The organism is Paenibacillus tyrphae (assembly GCF_000722545.1).
GTDB lineage: Bacteria > Bacillota > Bacilli > Paenibacillales > NBRC-103111 > Paenibacillus_G > Paenibacillus_G tyrfis.
Genome location: NZ_JNVM01000021.1, coordinates 24,061 through 48,851 on the forward strand (window position 1 = coordinate 24,061; position 24,791 = coordinate 48,851).

The 24,791-nt window shown below is 52.2% G+C and carries 26 protein-coding genes; 23 read left to right on the forward strand and 3 right to left on the reverse strand.

Annotated features, from left to right (window positions below):
* Window positions 1-14: 14 nt before the first annotated feature.
* Window positions 15-1,949 (reverse strand): ABC transporter permease, encoded by a 1,935-nt coding sequence (locus tag ET33_RS24080; RefSeq protein ID WP_036687881.1) that lies wholly within the window; start codon window positions 1,947-1,949, stop codon window positions 15-17.
* Entirely contained in the window at window positions 1,950-2,705 is a 756-nt protein-coding gene (locus tag ET33_RS24085; RefSeq protein ID WP_036687883.1) for an ABC transporter ATP-binding protein, read from the reverse strand.
* 247 nt (window positions 2,706-2,952) lie between these two features.
* Between ET33_RS24085 and ET33_RS24090 the strand changes: the two genes are divergently transcribed.
* Window positions 2,953-4,656, forward strand: a complete 1,704-nt coding sequence (locus ET33_RS24090; protein ID WP_161783565.1) for a copper amine oxidase N-terminal domain-containing protein — start codon at window positions 2,953-2,955, stop codon at window positions 4,654-4,656.
* Between the two features lie 133 nt (window positions 4,657-4,789).
* Here ET33_RS24090 and ET33_RS38565 read toward each other — a convergent pair whose 3' ends face one another.
* Window positions 4,790-5,473 (reverse strand): hypothetical protein, encoded by a 684-nt coding sequence (locus tag ET33_RS38565; RefSeq protein ID WP_152570694.1) that lies wholly within the window; start codon window positions 5,471-5,473, stop codon window positions 4,790-4,792.
* A gap of 303 nt (window positions 5,474-5,776) precedes the next feature.
* Here ET33_RS38565 and ET33_RS24095 point away from each other — a divergent pair, with 303 nt between their 5' ends.
* From ET33_RS24095 to ET33_RS24190, 22 genes are all read left to right on the forward strand, one after another.
* Window positions 5,777-6,079: an urease subunit gamma gene (locus tag ET33_RS24095; protein WP_010500693.1), complete on the forward strand. Its 303-nt coding sequence runs from the start codon at window positions 5,777-5,779 to the stop codon at window positions 6,077-6,079.
* Between the two features lie 45 nt (window positions 6,080-6,124).
* Complete coding sequence (locus tag ET33_RS24100) at window positions 6,125-6,436, forward strand: urease subunit beta (RefSeq protein ID WP_036687891.1); 312 nt, start codon at window positions 6,125-6,127, stop codon at window positions 6,434-6,436.
* Window positions 6,437-6,491: 55 nt separating this feature from the next.
* Complete coding sequence (gene ureC, locus ET33_RS24105; protein WP_036687894.1) at window positions 6,492-8,204, forward strand: urease subunit alpha; 1,713 nt, start codon at window positions 6,492-6,494, stop codon at window positions 8,202-8,204.
* 10 nt (window positions 8,205-8,214) lie between these two features.
* Window positions 8,215-8,670 (forward strand): urease accessory protein UreE, encoded by a 456-nt coding sequence (gene ureE, locus ET33_RS24110; protein ID WP_036687897.1) that lies wholly within the window; start codon window positions 8,215-8,217, stop codon window positions 8,668-8,670.
* The gene (locus ET33_RS24115; RefSeq protein WP_036687900.1) at window positions 8,663-9,349 is read left to right on the forward strand and encodes an urease accessory protein UreF; all 687 of its coding nucleotides are present in this window, start codon (window positions 8,663-8,665) and stop codon (window positions 9,347-9,349) included. The genes ureE and ET33_RS24115 overlap by 8 nt, the downstream gene beginning before the upstream one ends.
* A 47-nt stretch (window positions 9,350-9,396) precedes the next feature.
* On the forward strand, window positions 9,397-10,008 hold the full coding sequence (gene ureG, locus ET33_RS24120) for an urease accessory protein UreG (protein ID WP_036687902.1): 612 nt from the start codon (window positions 9,397-9,399) through the stop codon (window positions 10,006-10,008).
* 2 nt (window positions 10,009-10,010) lie between these two features.
* Window positions 10,011-10,832 (forward strand): urease accessory protein UreD, encoded by an 822-nt coding sequence (locus ET33_RS24125; protein WP_036687905.1) that lies wholly within the window; start codon window positions 10,011-10,013, stop codon window positions 10,830-10,832.
* Between the two features lie 62 nt (window positions 10,833-10,894).
* Window positions 10,895-11,875 (forward strand): HoxN/HupN/NixA family nickel/cobalt transporter, encoded by a 981-nt coding sequence (locus ET33_RS24130; RefSeq protein ID WP_235206803.1) that lies wholly within the window; start codon window positions 10,895-10,897, stop codon window positions 11,873-11,875.
* A gap of 75 nt (window positions 11,876-11,950) precedes the next feature.
* Window positions 11,951-12,835 (forward strand): urea transporter, encoded by an 885-nt coding sequence (locus tag ET33_RS24135; protein ID WP_081890465.1) that lies wholly within the window; start codon window positions 11,951-11,953, stop codon window positions 12,833-12,835.
* A gap of 237 nt (window positions 12,836-13,072) precedes the next feature.
* On the forward strand, window positions 13,073-14,017 hold the full coding sequence (locus ET33_RS24140; RefSeq protein WP_036687911.1) for an ABC transporter ATP-binding protein: 945 nt from the start codon (window positions 13,073-13,075) through the stop codon (window positions 14,015-14,017).
* Window positions 14,014-15,168: an ABC transporter permease gene (locus ET33_RS36645; protein WP_051775569.1), complete on the forward strand. Its 1,155-nt coding sequence runs from the start codon at window positions 14,014-14,016 to the stop codon at window positions 15,166-15,168. Before ET33_RS24140 ends, ET33_RS36645 begins: the two co-directional genes overlap by 4 nt.
* 2 nt (window positions 15,169-15,170) lie before the next feature.
* Window positions 15,171-16,448: a YcaO-like family protein gene (locus ET33_RS24150; protein ID WP_036687917.1), complete on the forward strand. Its 1,278-nt coding sequence runs from the start codon at window positions 15,171-15,173 to the stop codon at window positions 16,446-16,448.
* A gap of 15 nt (window positions 16,449-16,463) precedes the next feature.
* On the forward strand, window positions 16,464-17,105 hold the full coding sequence (locus ET33_RS24155; RefSeq protein WP_036687920.1) for a TOMM precursor leader peptide-binding protein: 642 nt from the start codon (window positions 16,464-16,466) through the stop codon (window positions 17,103-17,105).
* A 12-nt stretch (window positions 17,106-17,117) separates the two neighbouring features.
* The gene (locus ET33_RS24160; protein WP_036687923.1) at window positions 17,118-18,836 is read left to right on the forward strand and encodes a SagB family peptide dehydrogenase; all 1,719 of its coding nucleotides are present in this window, start codon (window positions 17,118-17,120) and stop codon (window positions 18,834-18,836) included.
* A gap of 17 nt (window positions 18,837-18,853) precedes the next feature.
* The gene (locus ET33_RS24165) at window positions 18,854-19,570 is read left to right on the forward strand and encodes a nitroreductase family protein (protein WP_036687927.1); all 717 of its coding nucleotides are present in this window, start codon (window positions 18,854-18,856) and stop codon (window positions 19,568-19,570) included.
* Window positions 19,571-19,574: 4 nt separating this feature from the next.
* On the forward strand, window positions 19,575-19,730 hold the full coding sequence (locus ET33_RS38570; protein WP_010500570.1) for a thiocillin family RiPP: 156 nt from the start codon (window positions 19,575-19,577) through the stop codon (window positions 19,728-19,730).
* A gap of 43 nt (window positions 19,731-19,773) precedes the next feature.
* Window positions 19,774-19,929 carry a thiocillin family RiPP gene (locus tag ET33_RS38575; protein WP_152570695.1) on the forward strand — a complete coding sequence of 52 codons (156 nt, stop codon included), beginning with the start codon at window positions 19,774-19,776 and terminating at the stop codon, window positions 19,927-19,929.
* A 133-nt stretch (window positions 19,930-20,062) separates the two neighbouring features.
* Window positions 20,063-21,172 (forward strand): PqqD family peptide modification chaperone, encoded by a 1,110-nt coding sequence (locus ET33_RS24170; RefSeq protein ID WP_036687932.1) that lies wholly within the window; start codon window positions 20,063-20,065, stop codon window positions 21,170-21,172.
* Window positions 21,173-21,342: 170 nt separating this feature from the next.
* Window positions 21,343-22,179 carry an electron transfer flavoprotein subunit beta/FixA family protein gene (locus tag ET33_RS24175; RefSeq protein ID WP_036687935.1) on the forward strand — a complete coding sequence of 279 codons (837 nt, stop codon included), beginning with the start codon at window positions 21,343-21,345 and terminating at the stop codon, window positions 22,177-22,179.
* Window positions 22,176-23,201 carry an electron transfer flavoprotein subunit alpha/FixB family protein gene (locus ET33_RS24180; RefSeq protein WP_036687938.1) on the forward strand — a complete coding sequence of 342 codons (1,026 nt, stop codon included), beginning with the start codon at window positions 22,176-22,178 and terminating at the stop codon, window positions 23,199-23,201. The genes ET33_RS24175 and ET33_RS24180 overlap by 4 nt, the downstream gene beginning before the upstream one ends.
* Entirely contained in the window at window positions 23,194-24,489 is a 1,296-nt protein-coding gene (locus ET33_RS24185; RefSeq protein WP_036687941.1) for an FAD-dependent oxidoreductase, read from the forward strand. Before ET33_RS24180 ends, ET33_RS24185 begins: the two co-directional genes overlap by 8 nt.
* Window positions 24,486-24,788 (forward strand): ferredoxin family protein, encoded by a 303-nt coding sequence (locus tag ET33_RS24190; RefSeq protein WP_010500576.1) that lies wholly within the window; start codon window positions 24,486-24,488, stop codon window positions 24,786-24,788. The genes ET33_RS24185 and ET33_RS24190 overlap by 4 nt, the downstream gene beginning before the upstream one ends.
* The last annotated feature ends 3 nt before the right edge of the window (window positions 24,789-24,791 follow it).

A 24,791-nucleotide genomic window follows, 5' to 3' on the forward strand; every position in this document is an offset into this window, starting at 1 on the left:
TCTCCCGTTCCATGTTATGCATTCGATTTGGTTACGATTTTGTAGTAGGTGTTGACGGTTAAAAAGTAATAAACGATGTACATGCAGGCGTAAGCGCCTATGCAGATCAAGACGGGAATCACCAGATTCGTTTGAATCAGTCTTGATAAAGCAGTTAATGCGACGGTGCAATGCGCGATTCCCGCGATTAACGGCAGGGCGAAGACGAATAAGATTTGTTTGGCGATCGATTTGCGAATTTCTCTTTTATTCACGCCGATTTTGTGCAAAATGACGTAACGGTCCTTGTCCGCGTTGGCTTCCGTGAGCTGTTTAAAGTAAATGATGCTTCCCGTGGCGGCGAGAAAAACTAACCCCAGGAACCCGCCCATAAAAATGATGAGCCCGCTTGATTCCATACCGGCGGCATAATCCGTGTAGAAGCTGGAAAAGTGCGCTTCCCGCGGCAGCATGGATTGAATCTCGCTCGTTAATGACTTCGCGTCGTCCTCGTGCGTAATCTTGTAAGCTTCCATATTCACGAGAGGGGTTTCCTTTTGCAATCTGGCAAAAACCTCATCGCTGACGACGACTGTCGTATTCGCTGTCCGAAGATTGAGGACGTTGTACCGCTTCAAGCTTGTGAAGGTAACGTTCTCCGCATGCTCCTTCGCCTTCAAGGACACCGTCGAGCCTACGTATTCGGGCGACAGCCCTTCGTAATACCCCGCATCCAATACGGCCGCTTCTTGTCCTTGCAGCGACAGCGAATCTTTTCGTTGCTGGACTTCCGCCAGTTTGTTAAAAGCTGTATTGGAAATGAGGGTATAGCTCACGATATCGCTGGAAATTTTACTGTTAAGGCTCGTAATATCTACCTTCATCTGCAGGCCCGGAATGCGCTCATGATAAACAACCTCATGCTTCTTATCGCGCGAAATCCGGTCTTGGACTTCATTTGCTATGCGTTGATCGTTCGCGATAAACATCATGCTGTTCGGATCGGCAAGTGCGACGCTGCTTCGGTTGTTGTAATAAAAGCTGTACGCCGTTCCGACGGCCGTCAGTGTCGTTGCGCTCAGGACGGCGATGATCGTTAACGTGCGTGCGTTTCCTTTCATGCGGTACAGAAGCTGGGAAGTGCTGATGAGTTGGACGCCGTTCCAAAATCTTTTTTTGTTTTTCCGGGCCATCTTCAGCAGGTACACGATGAAGGTGCTGTACAATAAATAAGTGCCGATGATCACGGCGACAACAATCACGAGCGGCGTCACCATGAAGCCCATTTTTCGCCAAGCGGTGGAGTCCAATATGTTTTGAAGCGCCAGCCAGTAGCCGATGCCAATGCACAGTACGGCTAACAGCGCCATCACCAAGGAGGCTTTCGGTTCTTGCTCCCCTTCTTTGTCCGCCTGGAACAGCTCGATTAATTTGAACCGGTAAATCAATCGGTACCCGTGGAACGACGTAATGACGGTAATCACGGTGAATACGATGATCGTATTGATTACCGCTTGCAGCGAAATATGAAAATTCGCCATCGCGTCATAGCCCATGACCTTCATCAAAAGCGTCACAAATCCTCGGGACAATAACGACCCGAGCAGGATGCCGATCACGAGAGCCAAGAGGCCCATCATCAAGTTTTCGTAGAACAGCATCCGGCCGATTTGCTTCTTCCGCACACCGAGCAGCGAGTACAGGCCGACTTCTTTTTTACGCTTGCGGGTGAAGAAGGCATTGGAGTACCAGATGAAAATGGCGACGAAAATCATTAAAACCGCCGAAGCCCCGGTAAAGGCGGAGCTGATTTTGGGCGACGTGTCCGACGTGGCCAAGATCGTCGAATCGTATTTTAACGAAACGAACGTAAGGTAGATGACGATGCTGAAAATCATCGAAGCAAAGTACAGAAAGTAGTTGGTGAAGTTTTTCCGGATGTTTTTTCCGGCAAGCTGAACTAACGTCATTTACTGCCCACCTCCAAGCGAAGCGAGGACATCCAATATTTTTTGGAAAAACTCCTGCCGCGATTGCTGGAGCTTATGAATTTCGGCATACATTTTGCCGTCTTTAATAAATACGATTCGTTTGCAGAAGCTTGCGGCGAACGCATCGTGCGTGACCATCATGATCGTCGATCGATGCCGTTCGTTGAGCAGAGTCAAGCTTTCGAGCAGGCTGGTGGCCGATTTCGAATCCAATGCGCCCGTCGGCTCGTCCGCGAGGATCAAGCTCGGATTGGCGACAATAGCGCGCGACGCGGCCGTCCGCTGCTTCTGGCCCCCGGAGATGTGATAGGGATATTTGTCGAGAATGTCCCGGATGCCGAACGTATCGGCGATTTCATGGACGCGCGCTTCGATTTCCTTGACCGGAACTTTCGATAGGGCAAGCGGCAGCAGGATATTTTCCTTGACCGTCAGCGTATCGAGAAGGTTATAGTCCTGAAAAATAAAGCCGAGCTGATTGCGGCGGAAGTCCGACAATTGTTCCTCGTTCATCTTGACGATATTTTGACCGGCGATGACGATTTCACCGGACGACGGGGTATCAATGGTGGACAAAATATTGAGCAAGGTGGATTTCCCTGCCCCCGAAGGCCCCATGATGCCGATAAACTCGCTTTCCTTCACTTCCAGATCGATATCTTCCAGCGCTTTGTATTGATTTTCCTTCGTGCCGTATATTTTTTGAACGTTGCTTGCTTGTAAGATAGTTTTCATAAAGCAATCCTCCTTGTATTTCTACAAGAACGATTATAGTTCGCCGTACCTTACAGCGTTTTAATAGGAACCTTACAGGAACCTTAAAAAAAGCAGGGGGGGGAAGAGGGGGAAACAAGCTGTGAAGGAATTTTTGGTAATTTGTCGAAAATAGTTTAGCATGTCAAACTTCGACAAAAAAAGAATAGGCGGGTCAAGAAAAATGCGGCGATATATTGTTATACTTATCATTTTCCTGATGTCGGTCATGCTTGAGGATTCGCTGCGAACGGCTCATGCGGAAGAACAGCGGATCGAGGTCATCCTGGACGGCGAGCGAATTACATTTCCTACGGACCCGGTGCTCATCGACGGTTCGGTGTTCGTCCCCATGCGCACTTTGTTCGAAAACCTCGGGTACCGTGTGGAATGGTTTCCGAAAATGCAGTTCATTTCCGCGGAAAAACAAGGCAAAACACTGGATATGGGAATAGATTTGCCCTATGCGTCTTTGGACAATCAACAAATAATTCCCTTGTCCTTGCCGCCGCGCTTGATCGATGGCAGCGCCTATGTGCCTTTGCGGTTTGTCGGTGAAGTTTCGGGCATGCGTGTGAAGTGGGACGCCGCATCGAAAACGGTATTCATTCAAGATATTACAGACGAAACACTCGGGGAGGCGCTGACCGACATGCTCAAGCCCGATTCGTACGAAGAGCAAGGTGTGCTTCCCTACCATAATCTAACGATGGACTTTGACAAACAAAAACGCTCGATCACGTTTACGATCGAGCTAAATGACGGTCGTCTGAAGTCCAGCTCCTCCGCAGGGGCGAGCCATCCGTTTGCTCAGTACATATCCCTTGCCGAAAAACGCTTGCCCGAAACAGCGATGTCTTTGTATCGAAAAGTATCAAAATGGGCGAAGGAAGTACACATTCGAGTCGTGTACGAGAACCGCTTGCTTCAGCAATATCCGGTCCCCAATCCCAATGAGATGAACGAGCCTGATCCTGGTTTTGTCGTCGAAGCGAACGGCGCCGGCCAAATCGAGCTAAAATATTTTGAAGAAGGAAGATGGCTCAGCCTCTCTCCTCCCGCAGGCATGGATCTGAGTGAGGAGTCCAAGATTGCTTCGACGGTCGCAGCTCACCTGAAGGCGATTCGTGAGGGAGATGCCGGCCTCTACCTGAGCACGATCAGTGATACAAGCGACCAGAAGGCTGCTAAGGCTAACGCCGACTATCTCCAGGCGCATCCAATAGACGTCACACCAGAGAAGATGGCCTTTCTTCACATGACCGATCGAATGGCAATCGTCACCGTTTCAGAGCAGTACCGGATCGGTTCAAAACTGCGAAAGCGCGAGCCGTATTACGTGCTGGTCCGGACGACAGATGGCGATTGGAAGATGGAAGGGAATGATTTCTCCCAACTTGACCCCTACTGGGACGGTGAAATTTCCAAAGACGGCTATGAACTTGAACCTTTTACCGATAAGGACAAGAGCGAGGTTAGCAAACTGCTTGAGGCAAGGTTATCCGCCATGAATGCCGAGGATATGAAAGCCTATGAAGCAACCAACGACCCTGCCTCCCTGAACTCCAACAGGATCCCGATGGCCGAACAGTTTAAAAAATCCGAGCTGGAGTACCAACTGTTCCCTGAGGACTTGACTTTTATCGGAACAAAAATAGCGCCAGTCAACCTTTTAGCCAGCACGGATACTGTCCGACTGTATTATGTGGTGGGGCATGTGCTGTATAAGACAAAACCATCGGACACTTCGTATTTCCGGAGCCAGCATCGGTTTGTGTTGTATGCGCTGAGCAAGAAGGAGGACGGCCGGTTCTACGTGTGGGAAACATCGGAGCTCGGAGTCCGCTACGCCAGCATGTATCCTCTGGAACCCGCGGCACGCTTGTTGGATCCGAATTACAATCCGTTGAAAGGGCACGAGATCAAGCAGTAACCGACGCAAGGATACGTCGGCAAGCATAACAGATAATTTCAAGTAAGCTTTTAAAGTATTAGACCGGAATCTCTTATGGTATAAGGAGTTCCGGTCTTCTAGCGAGGCCACCCCATTCATCCCCCATATGAACTCAATTGGAACAGTCGTGTGATTTCATCCAAACACGAAGTGGACCTATGGATGCCCACCCAGATAAGAGAGCTGCTGTAAGATCATCACCGTTTTCATATCCAACCATCTGTATCCCAGGGAAATAGCTTGAAACAATTGGAGCAATATCTGACCAAATGTTTTTATTGGTGTTTGAAAATACATTCGATATCCCCACTGCATTGGCACTCAAGTTAACAATGAATCCCGATAGTTCACCATTATTTTCGTGCAAAAAGAGTTTCACATCTTTCCGCTCTAATAGCTTTGGTTTTAATACTTTCTGCAATCCGCTTGCGCAGGTCCACTTTGCTAAATCTTCTTCAGTTGATACAACGGTCCATTCTGATTGAACGTGATCAACATCAGCAACCGGGTCATGACAAATCCATTCTGCATCAAATAATACTGTAAAACCATATGGCACCATATTAAGATTAGCAAAACTATCTTTTATACTGAATATTTCTCGATTACCAATAAAACGATGAACTTCATCACTTGTTGTATGCCTGCTTGAAGTAATGATATCGGGGTATAGTTCGGGTGCTTTAGAACGCAATCCCCATACACGTTCACTTGAAATTTGAATTAATCCATGTGACTCACAAACAATCCCACACCAAGCAATATTATTTAATACCGCATTATCTACTTCAATCAATGAAATTCCCCCCCCTATTACAAACATTCTAACAGTTAGCTTAATACGATTATTGTACAAAATGGCTACCAGTTTACAACTTTATTATCTCTACACAGGTGTCCCCAAAGCTATGAAAATGGCTGAGGGCACCTCTTTTGTGTCGAAAAAACGAAAATATTAATTTAAGTGTAAATATTTAACCATAGAATAATATGCCATTAATCTAATTTTAATGTCACTGCGCTAGAATAATCTTGTTCCGCAGGAAAAACGCACCAATCAGGCTCAACATCACACAATTCCTACAAGGAGGATTGAATTATGAAACTCTCGCTTCGAGAGCAAGAGAAATTAATGATTGTGGTAGCGGCTGACTTGGCAAGGCGCCGGAAGGAGAGAGGGCTTAAGCTGAATTATCCCGAAGCGATTGCGTTGATCACTTATGAAATTCTGGAAGGAGCGCGGGACGGGAAAACCGTTGCGGAGCTTATGAGAGAGGGCACGAAGGTGCTATCGCGTGAGGATGTTATGGAAGGTGTTCCCGAAATGATCCATGACGTGCAAGTGGAAGCTACTTTCCCGGACGGGACGAAGCTTGTAACGGTTCATGAACCGATCAAATAGTTTTTATCTAGCCATCCATCATTCAGAAGAGAAGGAGAAATGGATATGATCCCAGGGGAATATATTTTGCGGAATGATGACATCATTTGCAATGCGGGAAAAAAGAGTATCACCCTCGAGGTGCTTAACACGGGGGATCGTCCTATTCAGGTAGGCTCTCATTACCATTTCTACGAAGTAAACACAGCTCTCGAGTTCGATCGGGAAGCTGCATTTGGCATGCGGCTCAACATCCCGGCCGGTGCAGCCGTGCGCTTCGAGCCCGGCGATTCAAAAAAGATAGAGCTGATCCCCTTTGCCGGAGAACGCCGTGTGTATGGATTCAATAACAAAACCGAAGGCTCAGTGAACAGATAGACGTACGCGGTCAGCATCGCACAGTTTACAGCAGAAGTATAAGGGAGGAATAATGATGAGTTTCAGTATGTCAAGAAGACAATATGCAGATATGTACGGACCGACAACTGGAGATGCCGTCCGTTTGGCGGATACAGAGCTGTTCATTGAGATCGAAAAAGATTATACACAGTACGGGGAAGAAGCTAAATTTGGCGGCGGGAAGTCGGTACGCGACGGTATGGGACAGCATCCGCTGGCGGTGCGCGCAGAAGGTGTTATGGATGTCGTCATAACCAATGCGATTATCTTGGACTATACCGGGATCTATAAAGCGGATATTGGCATCCGCGACGGGAAAATTGCCGGCATCGGCAAAAGCGGCAACCCCTTGGTGATGGATGGCGTGGACCTTATCATCGGTGCAGGGACCGAAATCATTGCCGGCGAGGGCAAAATCGTAACGGCAGGCGGCATCGATACCCATGTCCACTTTATTAACCCGATGCAAGTCGAAGCTGCCCTATCTTCCGGTGTGACTACGCTGATCGGCGGAGGGACAGGCCCTGCGGAAGGCACGAAGGCGACGACGTGTACACCCGGAGAGTGGAACATCTATCGTATGCTTGAAGCTGCGGAAGGTTTCCCGATCAATGTCGGCTTCTTGGGCAAAGGGAACGGATCAGCCGAAGAGCCGCTGGCCGAGCAGGTGCGTGCCGGAGCGATCGGCTTGAAAATCCATGAAGACTGGGGCGCTACGGCCTCAACCATCGATCATGCGCTGCGTGTCGCAGACGAATATGATGTTCAGGTGGCGATCCACACCGATACGCTGAATGAGTTCGGCTTTGTCGAGGATACGATTGCTGCGATTAATGGCCGTGTCATCCATACTTTCCATACGGAAGGTGCCGGAGGCGGACATGCCCCGGATATTATCAAGATGGCAGGTTATGCCAATGTCCTCCCCGCCTCAACGAATCCGACCCGTCCGTTCACGGTCAATACGATCGACGAGCATCTGGATATGCTGATGGTCTGCCATCATCTAAGCCCCAAGGTGCCTGAAGATATCGCCTTCGCCGATTCGCGGATACGCAAAGAGACGATCGCTGCCGAAGATATACTGCATGATCTTGGCATTATCAGCATTATGAGCTCCGATTCTCAGGCGATGGGCCGGGTAGCGGAAGTCGTTATGCGGACCTGGCAGACCGCCGACAAAATGAAGAAGCAAAGAGGCAAGCTGCCGGGAGATGTCGGTGTTGGCGACAACGAGCGGGTCAAGCGGTATGTAGCCAAATATACAATTAACCCTGCTATCGCTCAAGGTATCGGCAGCTATGTAGGTTCCATCGAAGAAGGTAAAATTGCGGACCTCGTATTCTGGGAACCGGCCTTTTTCGGGGTGAAGCCGGAGATGGTCATGAAGAACGGCATGGTCGTCCACAGCCTGATGGGAGACGCTAACGCCTCCATTCCGACGCCGCAGCCGATTTTATACCGCCCTATGTTTGCATCCTACGGCAAAGCGCTGCAAAGCAGCTCCATCACCTTTGTATCCCAGGCAGCTTATGATCTTGGCGTTCATGAGAAACTGGGCTTGCAAAAAATGGTGCTGCCGGTTCACGGCATTCGCCATGTAAGCAAAAAAGATATGAAGCATAACGCCGAAACGCCGGAGATCACGGTTGATGCGCAAACGTATGAGGTGCGCGTGGACGGCGAGCTGTTGACCTGCGAGCCCGTTGATGTTGTACCGATGGCTCAGCGCTATTTCCTATTCTGAGGTGAACCCGATGATTATTGAACAAGTTGTAACCCATGTCGATCTGCTAAGCGGCGAAGAGCTGAAGAAGCGTCATATTGAAAAAGTATATCTGGAAAGCAGCGATCTGGTAAAAAGAATCCAACGCGTGACAACCGACCATGGCAAGGAGCTGGGCATTCGCTTGAAGGAAGCGAAAGACCTCGTAGCCGGAGACATTCTGTACATGGATGATCATAACCTCATCATGATCGATGTGGTTCCGGATGATCTTCTTGTCATCCGTCCGCGGACACTGCAGGAGATGGGCGATATTGCCCATAAGCTTGGTAACCGCCATCTGCCGGCTCAATTCGAAGGAGATGCGATGCTGATCCAATATGATTATCTGGTGGAAGAGCTTCTGCAGGAGCAGGGCATTCCATTTTCCCGCGAGAAGAGGCAGGTCAAGCGGGCATTCCGCCATATCGGCCACAGCCATGGATAAGCAATGGCTTACTTTGCTTCAATGGTGTGACTCGAATTTGCCGACCGGGGCGTTCAGTCATTCCTTTGGGCTGGAAACGTACATGCAGGAAGGCAAGGTTACGGACAAACACAGCTTCAAAAAGTGGCTTGAAGTCTACATTCGGGAGCAGCTCATCTACTCAGATGGGCTGGCTTTCCGCCTTGTATCCGAAGCGCTTCAGGCGGGCGAGCCGGAGAAGGTCTGGGAGATTGACCGCATCCTGTTCGCCCAGCTTCTTCCGAGGGAGGTTCGAGAGGCGAGCCAGCGAATGGGGGAGCGGATGCTGAAGCTTGGCAACGATCTGTACCAGGCGCCTTCTCTGGCTGACTACCAGCGGCGGGTCCGGGAAGGGCTTTCCTTCGGTCATCCGGCTATTGTATTCGCTCTGCTGGCAAGGCATTTTGAAATTTCACCATCCCAGGCGCTGCTGTCTTACTTATTCTCATGCACGACCAGTTTAATTCAAAATGGCGTCAGAGGCATTCCGCTTGGGCAAACCGACGGGCAGCAGCTCATTCATGAGCTTCAGGAAGAACTGTCCCAGGCGCTGGACAGAATCGGACAATTAGAGCCGGACGATCTGGGCATCGCATCACCGGGCCTTGAATGCTCGCAAATGATCCATGAGCGTTTGCACGTGCGATTGTTTATGTCCTAGAGGCATCGGCATTAACATCATACCATCACAGAAAGCAGGGAACGGATATGAAAGCAATCAGAATCGGAGTCGGCGGTCCTGTCGGCGCCGGAAAAACCATGCTTGTCGAGAAATTAACCCGGTACATGAGCGAAGACATTAGCATGGCTGTCGTCACCAACGATATTTACACCAAGGAAGATGCGAAGTTCCTGATGGAAAACGGCGTGCTGCCGACAGACCGGATCATTGGCGTGGAGACAGGCGGCTGCCCGCATACCGCGATCCGGGAGGATGCGTCGATGAACTTCGCGGCCATTGATGAGCTTGTGAAGCGGCATCCGGAGGTTCAGCTTATATTCGTGGAAAGCGGCGGCGACAACCTGGCGGCGACGTTCAGCCCTGAGCTGGTAGACTTCTCCATCTATATTATCGACGTGGCGCAAGGCGAGAAGATTCCGCGTAAAGGCGGACAGGGCATGATCAAATCCGATCTGTTCATTATCAACAAGATCGATTTGGCGCCTTACGTCGGCGCAAGCCTGGAAGTGATGGCTAAGGACACCCATACGTTCCGGGGGAACAAGCCGTTTGTATTCACCAATCTGAAGGACAACCAGGGTCTTGATGAAGTAATCCAATGGATCAAGGACAATGCTATGCTGGCAGGCTTGGAATAACAATGAAATGGACGGGATATCTGCGGCTGGCGGTTGCTCCTAAGCATGGGAAGACCATAGCGACGGATTTGTACTATGAAAATGCATTCAAGCTGACTCGCCCACTGTATCCCGATGAATCCGGACAGCCGCATTACTATATTTTAAATCCGGGTGGCGGGTATGTGGACGGTGACCGGTACAAGCTGGATATCGAGCTCGCCGAAGACGCCAAACTGCTGCTCACGACCCAATCGTCGACCAAAGTATACAAGACCCGAAATACGGCGCCGGTTCAGGATATGGAAATCCGGATGAAAAAGGGCAGCTTCCTTGAATATGTGCCCGATCCGCTCATTGCTTACCGGCATGCACAGTACAAGCAAAAGACAACGATTCGGATGGAGCGGGGCTCAACGCTCATCTTCAGTGATATCGTAACACCGGGATGGTCGCCGGATGGCGAATTATTCAGCTACGACAAGCTGAGATTGAAGACGGAAATTTATGTAGACGGTGATCTGGCCGTATACGATCAGGTGAGACTGAATCCTTCGGAGCAAGACCTGACAGGCATTGGTTTGCTGGAGGGGTATACTCATTTCGGGTCGCTGATCGTCGTTGGTGAGCAGATGACTTCGGATTTTCTGGATCAGCTCTATGAGGCCATGGACGCCGAGACAGTGCCGTGCAGAATGGGGCTGTCCATGCTTCCCGTCTCTGGGTTTTCGGTGCGTGTACTCGCTTCGTCCACACAGGATATTGAGCGGCTATTTGCGGCCTGCCAAAGGTTGGTTCGCGAGCAATGGCTGGGGCTTAAGCCTGTGTTTCTCAGAAAATATTAAATTTACGCCTGAGGAGCCGTGAAATGATGTTGCTACGACGTACACTATCAGGCAAACCCTGGATGAAATATTTTGGGAGCGTTGTGGGCCTTCATATCATCGGAATAGCATTCCTGCTCGTCACCCTTCCGCATCACCCGGCCATGCTGGGACTTGGCGTACTAGCTTATACCCTTGGGCTTCGTCATGCCTTTGATGCGGATCATATCGTGGCGATCGATAACACGGTTCGCAAGCTTATTGAGCAAAAGAGGGACCCGGCAGGCGTAGGCTTTTATTTTTCGCTTGGCCACTCTACCGTTGTCCTGTTGTTAACTGTCGGGGTTGTCTTCTCCATGAACTGGGTAAAAAGCAATTTGCCGATGATGGAGCAATGGGGAGGCGTGATCGGCTCAACCGTCTCCGGCATATTTCTGCTGCTGATCGGGCTCATCAACTTGTTCATTCTGGTGCAGATGTACCGGGTATTCAGGCAGCTGAAACAGATGCCCGGCCAGGAAGAGAAAATGGAGGAGCTTCTGGATTCAAGAGGCTTCATAGCTCGCTTGACCGGTCCTCTGTTCAAACTGGTTGGCCGCAGCTGGCATATTTATTTTATTGGCTTCCTGTTTGGTCTGGGCTTCGATACGGCTTCGGAGATCGGACTGCTCGCCATGTCCCAGAATGCGGCCAGCAGTTCCATTTCGTGGCTCGGCGTCCTGTCGCTGCCGATTTTATTTGCCTCCGGCATGAGTTTGATGGATACGGCGGATGGCGTGTTTATGACGTCCAGCTACCAATGGGCTTTTAACAAGCCGATACGCAAAATGTATTATAACCTGACGGTTACGGCCATGTCCGTTATTGCCGCCCTGTTCGTTGCATTCGTTGAAATTATGCAAACCTCGGCAGAGCAATTCAGCCTGGAGGGCACTTTCTGGAGCTATATGCAAAATCTGGACCTGGGCTCGGTCGGTTATATCCTGGTCGTCCTTTTCATTCTGACGTGGTCGGTCTCGTATGGCATATGGAGGGTATTCAGAATTGAGGAGAAGTGGGGTTAGAAAGGAGGAATTTATATACTGAACAGACAGCTTCAGGCTGATGCGCTAAATCTGAAATGGAACCCGGTTCCTTTTATCCTTGCATCCTTAAAAGGTGTCTCCCAAGTGATCCTGATCGAGAATGCCTGGACAGGCCTCATTATTGTCATCGCCTTGGCGACTGTTCATGTCAAGCTGGGCGTGATCGCCCTTCTGTCCGCCATGATCGGCACCTTGGTCGCCTATCTGGGCGGGGCCGACAAGTCGGCCGTTCATCAGGGATTGTTCGGATTTAATGCCGTTCTGACCGGACTTGGCTTATCCGTCTTCCTGACGGCCAATCTCGCCACGGTGCTGGGGGCAGCCGCTCTCGGCACGTTATGTACGGCTGCGTTCATGCATTTGTTCAAGCGTACCAACATACCGGTCCTTACCTTCCCATATACGGTGGTGACCTGGCTCTTCCTGCTGGCATCGTATCATTTGAATGCGCTTCGGCTTGACCCGGGGCTGATTCCCCAGGATCTCGCCCACTGGCATATGAACACCGCCGGGATGATCGATCTGGCTTCGGGCTTGCTCAACGGGATTGATCAGGTCTATTTCCAGACGGGCTTCTTGTCCGGAATTCTCATACTTCTTGGCATATTCTTGGCAAGTTGGCGCTTGGGGCTATTGGCGGTCGTGGGAACCGCCATCGCCTGGCTGACGGCCTACTTGATGGGAGCGGAAATTACGAATCTAAACCTCGGGATATTCGGGTATAACGCAGTTTTGACGATGATGGCGGTATCCTCTGTATTCCACACCAGGGAGCGTCCGGCGCTGCTGGTTGGCCTATTGGCTGCCGTCAGTACCGTACCCGTGACGGCTGGATTGAATACGTGGTTTCAGGCGTATGGACTGCCGATCCTGACGCTGCCTTTTGTTATTGTGACTTGGATTTTTCTCGGTGCCCGACAGGTGCTGCCGAAATTATAACGGGCAGTAAAGCCCGACAACAGACATTTGATGCAATGGTGCTGTTGCCGGGTTTTTCCAAGTGCAAATAAAGTAAATAATTGTAAACAAAACCAAATTATATAGGAAAATGAGCCTATTCTTATTTTCAATCTCTTATGCTATTTTTAATTAGGATAAAAATTATTTATTTGGATTTAATTACATTTATTGGTTCGGGCGTTTCGCAGCCTCGATGGGATAGGGGGCGTTTTAAGGTTGGAACAAACAAGAGCGGCGGTAAATCTCCAAGAAGTTACCAAACGATACGGGTCAGTGACTTCCGTTGAAAATCTTACCTTGCGGATTGAGGAGGGAGAAATTTTCGGCATTCTCGGTCCGAACGGGGCGGGAAAGACGACGACGCTCGAGAGCATCGTCGGCATGAGAAACCCGACCAGCGGAACCATTCGCATTTTTGAATGGGATGCACAGTCGGACCGCAAAGCGATCAAAAAAATAATAGGCGTACAGCCCCAGGAGGCCAGTCTTTTGCCTCATTTAACGGTGAAGGAGACCTTAAAGCTTTTTTCAAGCTTTTACGGACATGGCCCGGATTACCGCGAACTGATTCCGCTAACCGGTCTGGAAGATAAAGCGGACACCTTAGTCAAAAATTTATCGGGCGGACAGAAGCAAAGAGTGCTGATTGCCGTTGCTTTAGTTTCCGACCCGAAAATTTTATTTTTGGACGAGCCCACCAGCTCGCTCGACCCCAGAGCAAGACGCGATCTATGGGAGGCGATTTTGGCGTTTCGAAAGAGAAAGCGGACGGTCGTTTTGACCACCCACTCGATGGAAGAAGCCGAAGCGCTGTGTAATCGGGTGGCGATTATGAATCAAGGGAGGATGATCGCCTTAGGCACGCCGGACGAGTTAATCCATACCTACTGTTCTGAAAAAATCGTTCAGTTCTACACGGAAGACGAGTGCGATATGAAATGGGTTGAATCGTTTCCCGAAATTAGCTCAGCCGATCAGGACCGCGCTTCCGGCAGGACAAGGGTATCTTTGGTCTCGACGAATTCGGACGCTACCGTAGCGCGCTTGTGCAGTGGCCAGTTCCATATCGGGAGCTGGATGCATTTGCTGATCAAACGGGGAAATCTGGAGGACGTCTTTTTGGAGCTGACGGGCAAATCTCTTACAGGAGAGGGAGCATGAACAAAGCGAATATCAAGACGAACTGGAATGCATTTATCCAACTGTTTCTTATGAATTATCGGGAATTGGTACGCGATAAGACGACGTTTTTCTTTGTGCTGGTCTTTCCCTTTATGTTTATTGCTTTATTTGCTTTCATTTCTTATCAATCCCAGCCTGCCCCTATCAAGGTAGGGATCGTTATGGAATCCGGCAGTGACGCGAGGGTACAAAGCGTGACGGAACAGCTTCGGCAGCATGACCGGTTTCAGGTATCGAATGTCGAAGAAGCGGAGCTGAACGCCAAATTTGCGAAGAAAGAGCTGGATGCCGCCGTTGTATTGCCGCGCACGCTGGACGCGCAAGGATCGGTCAGACTGGTCTACGACCGGAATAAAGAAGATCTCGTTCTGATTTTGAAAAGCCTATTGTACGATAAGCTCCATCCGACCGGCGGACCGCAGATGGTAACAGAGCCGATAGGGGATGAAAGGAAGCCGTTCGACATATTGAAGTTTACCTTCCCATCCGTCTTGATTCTGGCTTTTCTTTCCTTAAGCCTTACGGGAACTTCCGTTCCGATTATTCAAATGAGGCAAAGAGGGAGCTTGCGGTTGTTTGCCCTGACGCCGGTGAACCGGTTTAACCTGATTGCTTCGCAAATTTTGGTCAGGGCCGTCATTGCAATGATTCAAGTGGCCATCATGCTGGTCTACAGTTTTCAAACCGGCATTTTGACCGCCGATGCGGTGCCCGGAATATTAATGGTCTCCGGTTTTGGGCTGCTGATGTTTTTTTCTTTGGGCTATATGCTCGGAGGAATGCTCCGCTCCCAGGAAGCGGTTAACGGCGTCATCGGACTGATTATGGGACCTTTAATGATTGTTTGCGGGTTATTTTACCCGCTGGAATGGATGCCGCCTTTGATTAGAACGTTCTCGCAGTACGTGCCCTTAACTTATTTCGGCGACGGCTTAAGGAAATTCGTCAATACCGGGACGGAAGCGATGGCATCTTTATTTGTCGATTGTTTGGTGATGACGGCGACGGCAGCGCTGTTTCTGGTCATCGCCCTGTATACTTTTCAGTGGGACGACCGTTCCAATCAAGAAAGAGCCCGTCGTAAGGACGCCCGCAAAAATGCCAAAAAATTGTTCCGGATCGGAGGATGACCATGGATTTTGTCGAAAAGCTCGTTCAACCCATCGGCGGGCTGCTGCAAAACGTGATTTCCTTACCCGCGCTGCCGGGTGAACCTTCTTATGAAGTGTATAGCGGATTAACGGGAAATATATCCGCCGTAATTCCTACGATGGCTTTCTCCGCCGACGGTGCGGGCAGCGGCTTGACCGGGGAGGAGGCCAGATTAAGAGCGGTTGCTGAAACGTTGGAGCGTTATGCGAGCTGTGTCTACGACGAGAAGCAAATGATTTGGGCGACGGGCCTGGAGCTGGAAGGAGAAGCTTTGGATTTGGACCGTATCCCTAGGTGCTCGGATTCGGAGCTGCGCCATCCGCGATGTCCGCTGCAAAAGCCTGATAAGAATCTCCCCATCCGATGGGTGCGGGGCCTTTCCTTAACCGACGGGCGATTGGTTTGGCTGCCGGCGATTATGGTCTATCTTAACTTCGATACGATGAGTGCGGGGGAGAAAATATGGCTGCCGATCTCTACCGGCTGTGCGGCCCACAGGACTCTGGAACAGGCGCTGCTAGGCGCCATCTGCGAAGTGATCGAGCGCGATGCGATTGCGGTCACTTGGCTGCAGCAATTGGAGCTGCCCAAGCTTCGCCTGGATGCTTATCCGGAATGGGTGCAGCCCTATCTGGACAATTTGAAGCGAAATCGACACGTTCAACAAATTTTTTTCGATGCCACGACCGACATTGGAATCCCTACGTTTTACAGCGTTCAGCTTGCCCCTCACAATAAGCAATTAGCCGCCATGGTTATGTGCTCCACTGAACTCAATCCCTATCAAGCTTTGACAAAATTAATGAGAGAATCCGCATCATCCCGCATCGCGTTGCAAAACGGAATGAAGCACCCGGAACATCTGGACGATTTTATGAAAGTGTACGATGGCGCCACCTATATGGGTAGTCATGAAAGATTATCGGCCTATGACTTTCTGCTCCAAAGCCCAGCAAGCAAGAATTTGTCCGGAATTCGCGCGCTGGATACAGGGCATCCGGGAACCGATCTTGCGAATCTGGTGAACCGGCTGAAGTCCAAAGGACACGAGGTGTTTGCGGTAGATTTGACCACGGATGAAGCCAAAAGAGCGGGATTATATGCCGTACGGGTGATTATTCCGACCTTGATGCCCCTGTCGTTCAGCTATCGGGCCCGCTTTTTAGGAACTCCCCGTTTATATGACGCACCCAAATTCATGGGGCATGCCGTACGAGGGGAACAAGAACTTAACGCTTGGCCGCAGCCATTTGCGTAAGGAGTGAAGCGGAAAATGGAAACGATTCATATCATAGCTGTGGGCGCTTTTGGAATGGAAGTCGCCCGGAGGCTCGAAGCCAAAATGCAGGATATCGTGATTACACAAGCGGACGAAAACGGGATGTATTACCCTGCCAGTTGGCCGCATGCCCGGCTCCATATCGTAGCTTCATGGCGTCCGGTATCCTCGCTTGGCCGATTAATGGACAAGCTGTCTGGCGCTTGGAAAACGCCATGGGTCCCGATCATCATGGATCACCCCGCCCTAACGATCGGTCCGGTCGTCGTCCCCGGACAAGAAGGATGCTACGCCTGTTTTACCAAACGGCAAATTCAGCATGCTCCATACGGGAAATATATCCTTGAATCCCAGGATATATATGTCCGAGATTTCCGGTTGGGTCCCCAAGGCTTCCTGCAGGCGCATGCCGGAATGGCGGTCCACTTGTTTTTGGATATAGAGCGCCGGATGCGGTGCGACACGAAGAATGAGGCGGGTACCGTCTACGAGATTCATGTGATCCGGGGAACGACCCGCAAAGGAAAAGTGACAGGGTTCCACGGCTGTCCACATTGCGGCTTGCAAAGGGAGGAGGCGACGCGAAGCTATGACGTGCTGCTGGATAAGTATGAGTCCATATTTACTCAAGGGTGAGGTGCCGAGCCAATGATAACAGCCCATAAGATTGATGCGGTGCATATGGCCAACGCCATTCGGAACGATATGCAATTTCGTGTGCCGGTTTACCCGCGGTTTCTTCAGGAAGTCGCGATGCTTCCGCTTTCCGGCCAGAAATTTCTCTTTGAAGGGACGGAGGAACGGCAAGTTTTGGGCGGCAAATCGACCGGTACCCTTTTGCCGATTTTATTGCCGCTGCTGGACGGAACCCGGACTCTGGACGACCTGCAAAATGCGCTTCCTGCTTGCAGCAAGGATATTTTGTATCAAACCGTTGTTTTTTTGTATGCGCGGGGGTTATTGGAGGATGCGGCGGCAGATCACGCTATCGATACAAGCCGATACGACAAGGAGACGCTGGACTATTTCCGGCGGCATGTGGATACGACCCGAGTCAACCGAAGCGGGGCCGAGGCCATATACCGACTGTCGCAAGCGAAACTGGAAATCTTCGCGCCTTCTCCATGGGGGGGCCTGCTTGAACAGGAGCTCAGGCAGATCGGATTGACCGATGTTCGCGTTCGTTTGCCGGAAGAAGCCGTTCCTCTGAAGGGGGAGGCTTCGCTGATGGTTGTGTTTAACGACGGCTCTTTTCAGCCGGAGCGGTTGCGGGAGCTGGATCAATTTTGCGCCGAGCATCGTATTCGCTGGCTGCTTAGCGAAGTATCCGGGGAAAAAGGGGAGCTGTTTTACTTCGAGCGGGGAGAGACCCCTTGTTATTGCTGCGTTGAGAAGGTTCACCCGCGCATGCATCGGACGATCAGGCAGGAATCCGACATGACGGAGTTCTGGGTCTGCGTCACCCTCCAGGAAATCATCTACTGCCTCAGCCGGATCAATTCTCTATTTTCCGGCCAGTATGTTTATGAGCTCGATTTCAGGAATTGGGAAGCCTGTCAGCTTCGACTGCCTTTTGTTCCCGGATGCCGCTGCCGTCCCATCGATCGTTTCATATGCGAAGAAGTGCCTCTGGCCGTCGTCTATGAACATTCGGTCGCATTTCCATCGCACAACCTGACCACGCCCAAAAGTCATCAGATCCACTATAGAGTGAGCAATACTGAGCTGATACGAAGCTTTAAGCGAGTCACGAATTTTCCCACGATAGACCTGCCGCCTTACCGCGAGCTTCCAAAGCCAGAGAAAAGAACGCTGCCAAGCTTGGCGAACGGACAAGCCTCGTCAACACTGTCGCCACCGGTTACGCTGCCTCAGCTTGCACTGCTCGCCCTGTACGGCGCGGGGATCAAATCACAGGAGAACGGACAGGTCAATCGATGGTCCGCCACAGGTGGCAATTTAGGCTCGGTCGAGCTTTATCTGATCGTTCGCCGCGTGGAAGGGGCGGGGGCGGGAATATATTTTTACGAGTCCGAGAAGCATTTGCTAGCCTGTATCGAGGTGTTGTCCGGAGAACAAGCGGAGGCCCTGATTAGGGAAGCGGTTGAAACCGCAACGGTAAATGCGCCTGCCGTATTGCTCGTCGCGGCTTCCAACGTAGGAAAGGTATCCGTGAAATACAACTCCTTTAGCTATCGCATCGCATGCCTGGACGCGGGAGTCGCCTTGGCTCAGATGAGCGTAACCGCCAATGGCTTGGACTTGCCTAACGAAGTGATTACCCGATGGGACGATTACGTTCTTGCCGACCGCTTGCGGCTTATGCCGAAAAGCGAGACGGTTTCGGGAGCGCTGGCGATCTATTAGAAGGAGGTGTTTTTTACTTGCGTTTCGAACCTTACCGGATTGTTACGGACTTGATCGAGGATACGAAAACGGCCTTGCCCAAACAAGCCTTTTCCGAAATCCCTCCGGCTTTATTGGGCCGCGGAGAAGCGCGTTCGTTGGGGGATCTGACTGCTGACGCGCCGATTCGTGAAGGCTCTTCCGTCTATCGGGCGATCGAAGCCAGAGAAGCTCTCCGCCATTGGAGCGACAGGCCTGTCGAAAAAGCGGATCTCTTAACGATCCTGCATTCCGCTTATCAGGGAGACGCTGCCGATTGGCGGGAAGAGCACGAAGCCGGATTGGACATTGGCTTTGTCGTATACGTTAGCAATGTGGAAAATGTCGCCTCGGCGCTTTACCGGTACTGTCCGTATCGTCAGGAATTGGAGAGGGCTGGAGCGATGGAGCCGGGAAAGCTGGAGCACATGGTTTTGCAGCGGGAATTTTCGTTAGCCCCGGCGATTGTCGTCATTACCGGAAAACTGGGCGCGGTCTTATGCCGGCAGGGCAGCTCGGGACATCGCCAACTGCTGGTGCGGGGAGGAATGGCAGCCCAACGGATGTGGTTGGCCTCCATGTCGTTAGGCTATGGCGGATGCATCTTTGCGGGGATCGTTCAAAAATATCTTTATGAAACCGCGAAAATCGACGGGTATCAAGAAATGCAGCTTGTCGCCTACGCTTTTGGCAATCTCCCTCGGGAAAGGAGGTGAGAACATGGAGAAGGAGCTGGAACTGGATCTGTATGCGGAGGAGCTCTCCGAGCAATTGGATACGGCTATCATTCTAGGTTGTTTGGGTACGGCGGGTACTCTCGGTACCGGAGGCGGATGCTTTGGTTCCGTAGGGACTTACGGCTGCCACGATTTTTAGGCGAACCGACGACAGGAAGTTTGAATAAAGGGAGGTGAGAACTATGCAAAAGGAAATGGATCTGGAATTGGATCTGTATGCGGAAGAACTCCCGGAGCAACTGGATGCCGCCGTCATCCTCGGTTGTTTGGGGACGGCGGGCAGTTTGGGGACGCTTGGGGGCTCCTTTGGCACCGCCGGTACTTACGGTTCCTGGTAACGGTTGCTTTAAGAAAAGAGCGGCTTAATCTTTGAATGAAGTTTTCGAAACGGTGCTTCCAGGATGATAAAGTTCTGGAGGCACTTTCCTTGTTCGTTTTTTATTCTCCGGACAGGAGGGGGGACCCTAAGGAATGCAGGCGCAAAAGGTTCGGGAGCAGGCCGACGATCAGACCCGACTGGCGGATGGCGTTGAGCTTGTCTATGGAATGAATGATCAGCCCATGCTCTACAATCCCAACGCAGGAAATTATGTGAGAATATCTCCTTTAGGCATAAAAGTAGTGGAATGGATCAATCAGTCGCTTACCGTTGACGAGGTAATCGAGCGGTTGACGAAAGATTACCGTAAACCCTCCGAGGAGGTTAAGCCTGCGGTCGATAAATTTTTCGAACAGCTCAGACAGGCCCACATGTTGAATACGGACCCGATTCCCCAGGAAGGGGTACGTCGTTCCGTCGGCTGCTTGCAGAGGCGGCCTGTGCTTCGAATTCCGCTCATTACTTCCGCCAGAGCATTCCCCGCTCCGCTCGCGAATAGGCTGGAGCTTATACCGAGAAACTTACTTTATTTGGCTTGCGGCTCTATCGCGTTGCTCGCGGTTTGTATGGTTGCGTTTTATTTCGGTTACCGCGGTTTTCCGGTAGTATCCGGTAGTCTGTCTTGGCCGGTTATTATTCCTGCGCTCATGTTTCACTTGTGCTTACATGAAATGGCGCATGCAGTCGTTTTGCAAAAATTTGGAATCCAAATTCGCCAAGCGGGTATCGGGCTGTTGTACTATATTTTTCCTATTGCCTATGTGGATACAACGGATACCTACCGATTGCGGAATAAATACGACCGGGCCATGGCAGCGTGGGTCGGACCCGTTTTTGACCTGGCCGGAGCGGCAATATCCGCGGTAATTTCTCTTTCGAGCAGCGGTTGGTGGGGGGATCAGTTCCAGGTATTGCTGGGTATTCAATTGACGATCTTTTTGTTTAACGTCAATCCGCTGCTGCCCAGTGACGGACTCCGCGCGATCGAAGCCCTGATGGGCGAATTCAATTTGCGAAGAAGGGCGCTTCATTATTTGCTCTGTAAGGCCGCCTTCCGACCCTTGCCGAATTATTTAGTTCATCTCCCCAAATCCAAAAAAATCCAGTACGCGCTTTATTCGACCTTGAGCATCGCCTACTTTATCGGCTTATTGTACATGATCGCCTTGTATTCCATGAAAGCCTGCCTATCTTTTCAATGAACACGATTACTTTCTGCAGGACGGCCGGCTTCTTTTTTTCGGATCGCCGAATAAAAGAAGCGGACAGCCAATAAATTGATAAAGAGAAGATGGACATGGCCCCGGGGAAGACTGCTTGTCTCGCGGGCCGCTGTCGAGAACCGAAGCGTCCGACAAGGAGGGAACTGCCGATGCTTCACTTGGTCGCCTGTATCAAGCAGGTGCCGGATACGAAAATCATCAAGATGAACCCGAAAACGAACACGATGGACCGCTCCAGCGCGCCGGCCATCCTCAATCCGTACGATGCGCATGCCGTCGAAGAAGCGGTGCGACTCAAGCAGCGGTACGGAGGAACGGTATCCGTCGTGACGATGGGGCCGCCGCCCGCGGTCAAGGCGATCCGCAAATGCATCGAGATCGGCGCGGACGAAGGCTACCTGATCACCGACCGCGCATTCGCCGGGGCGGATACGCTGGCGACCAGCTATTCGCTGACGAAGGCGATCGACAAAATCGCCAAGATCAAGCCGATCGATATGATCCTCTGCGGCAAAATGACGATCGACGGCGACACCGGCCAGGTCGGTCCGGGCATTGCCCGCAGACTGGATATTCCACCGCTGACGAACGTCCGCAAGATCGTCGAGATTAACAAGGACGAAGGCTACGTCATCATCCACCGCAAGCTGGAGGACGGCTACGAGGTCGTCCGTTCGACGCTGCCGTGCCTGTTCTCCGTCGAAAAGGACATCAACGACATCCCGTATTCGCCGCTGCCCAACATGCTGCGGGCGGCGCGGTACCAGCCGGTCGTCTGGTCCGTGGACGATTTGGAGGGGGTGGACCGCACGAAGCTCGGCCTCAAAGGCTCCCCGACAATCGTCGCCAAAGTATGGCCGCCGGAGAAGCCGAAGGGCGGAGAGCTGCTGGAGGGAACCCCTGCGGAGCAGGCGGGCAAGCTGCTCTCGATTTTGCTGGAGAAAAAAGAGCTCTTCCGCGTCCAGAACGGAGGTGAAAGCGGATGAACCTTCAGGATTACCGCGGCGTGTGGGTGTTCATCGAGCAGAAGAACGGCGCGATTGCGCCGGTGTCGCTGGAGCTGCTGGGGGCCGGGCGGAAGCTCGCGGATAAGCGCGGTGTGCCGCTGGCGGGCATCCTCATCGGCGACGGCGTCCGGCCTCTGGCCGCGGATGTCATCGCTTACGGGGCGGACACCGTGTACTTGTACGATGATCCGATTTTCCATCATTACCGGACGGAATCGTTCATGCGGGCCGTCATCGAGGCTTGCCAGAAGCACAAGCCGGAAATTTTCCTGTTCGGCGCAACGTCGACGGGCAAGGATCTCGCCAGCGCCGTGGCGACGGATCTCGCGACGGGGCTGACGGCGGATACGACGCAGCTGGACGTCGATGCGGAGACCGGACTGCTGGAAGCGAGCCGTCCGGCGTTCGGGGGCAACATTATGGCCACGATTTTGTGCAAAAAGGACCGCCCGCAAATGGCTACCGTTCGCCCGAAGGTCATGAAGCGGCTGGCCCCGGATCTGAAGCGCAAGGGGGAGATCGTCGAGGAAGCCGTCTCCGTCCGCGAAGAGGACCTGCGCACGAAGGTGCTGGAGATCGTCCGCGATACGACGCAGCGGGTACGGATCGACGAAGCGGACGTGATCGTCGCCGGAGGCAAAGGGCTCGGCGGCCCCGCCGGCTTCGAGCTGATTCACCGGCTGGCGGAGACGCTAGGCGCTTCGGTCGGGGCGAGCCGCGATGCGGTGGAGGCCGGCTGGGTTGAGCATCATCATCAGGTGGGGCAGACGGGCGTCACCGTGACGCCAAAAATTTATTTTGCCATCGGCATTTCCGGGGCGATCCAGCATTTGGTCGGGATGCAGAACTCGGGGCTCATTATCGCCATCAACAAGGACCCCGCCGCGCCGATCTTCGGGTCCTGCCATTACGGCATCGTCGGCGATGCGTTCGTCATCGTCCCGCTGCTGATCGAAGCGTTCCAAAAAGCGCTGCAAAGCGAGGTGCCTCAATATGGCTGAAAAATTCGACGTCATCGTGGTCGGCGCAGGTCCGGCCGGGACTTCGTGCGCCTATACGTTAGCCAAGGCCGGTGTAAACGTTCTGCTCATCGAAAGGGGAGAGTACCCCGGCTCGAAAAACGTCATGGGCGGCGTCCTGTACCGGAAAACGATGGAAGACATCGTTCCGGGATTTTACAAGGATGCGCCGGTGGAGCGGCCGATCGTCGAGCAGCGGTTCATGATGCTGGATAAAGAATCGGCGGTTACCTTCAGCTACAAGGGGATGGAGTGGGGGCAGGAGCCGTACAACAATTTCACCGTGCTGCGGGCCAAGTTCGATCAATGGTTCGCGGAGAAAGCGGTGCAGCAGGGCGCGCTGCTGGTCAACGAGACGGTCGTGCTCGAATGCATCACCCAAGACGGGCGCGTCGTCGGCGTTCGTACCGACCGCCCGGATGGGGACCTGTATGCCGACGTCGTGGTGCTCGCGGATGGCGTCAATTCGCTGCTCGCCAAGTCGCTCGGCTTCCATAAGGAATTTCGCCCGGATGAAGTGGCGCTGGCGGTCATGGAAGTGCTGAAGCTGGACCGCAAAATTATTGAAGACCGGTTCAGCTTGGAAGGCGACCAAGGCTGCACGTTCGAGATTTTCGGCGATTCGACCCATGGCATTCTCGGCACGGCGTGGCTGTATACGAACAAAGACAGCTTGAACATCGGCGTTGGAGCGATGCTGTCTGGGCTGATCAAGCGCAAGCTGAAGCCGTATGAGCTGCTGGAGTATGTCAAGACGCATCCGATCCTGCGGCCGTATATCCAGGGCAGCGAGCAGCAGGAATATTTGGCCCACTTGATCCCGGAGGGTGGCTACCGCTCCATGCCGAAGGTCGTCGGAGACGGCGTGATCGTAATCGGGGACGCGGCTCAGCTCGTCAACGCCATTCACCGCGAGGGCTCGAATATGGCGATGGCATCCGGCGTGCTGGCGGCGGAGACGATTCTGGAAGCGAAGGAAGCGGGTGATTATTCCGCCGCGCGGCTCGATAAGTATCGGGCCCGGCTGCTGGACGGCTTCGTCGGCCAAGACTTGAAGAAGTACAAGGACGCCACGCATCATTTTGAGAAATACCCGCATTACTTCGAAAAATATATCCCGCTCATGAACCGGACGGCGGGCGAGCTGTTCACCGTCGACGGGACGAGCAAGAGAGAGAAGCAGCGCAAAATCTGGCAGGGCATCGGCACCGCCGGCGAGAAGTTCAAGATCGCCCAAGATTTGTTCAAGGCATGGAGGGTGATGAAATGAGCGACCAGCCCAAGGGAAAAGGGCAGACCATCGAAGAGAAGCAGTACTTGATCCGGTTCAAGGCGGATACGAACTCCCATCTCCACGTGCTCGACTACGATATCTGCGCGACGAAGTGCCCCGACAAGATTTGTACGATTTTTTGCCCGGCCGAAGTGTACAAATGGGAAGAGATCCGGATGCATGTCGGATACGAGGGCTGTCACGAGTGCGGAAGCTGCCGCATCGGCTGTCCGCATCAGAACATCAAGTGGGAATATCCCAAAGGCGGCCACGGGATCATCTTCCGGCTGGGGTAACTG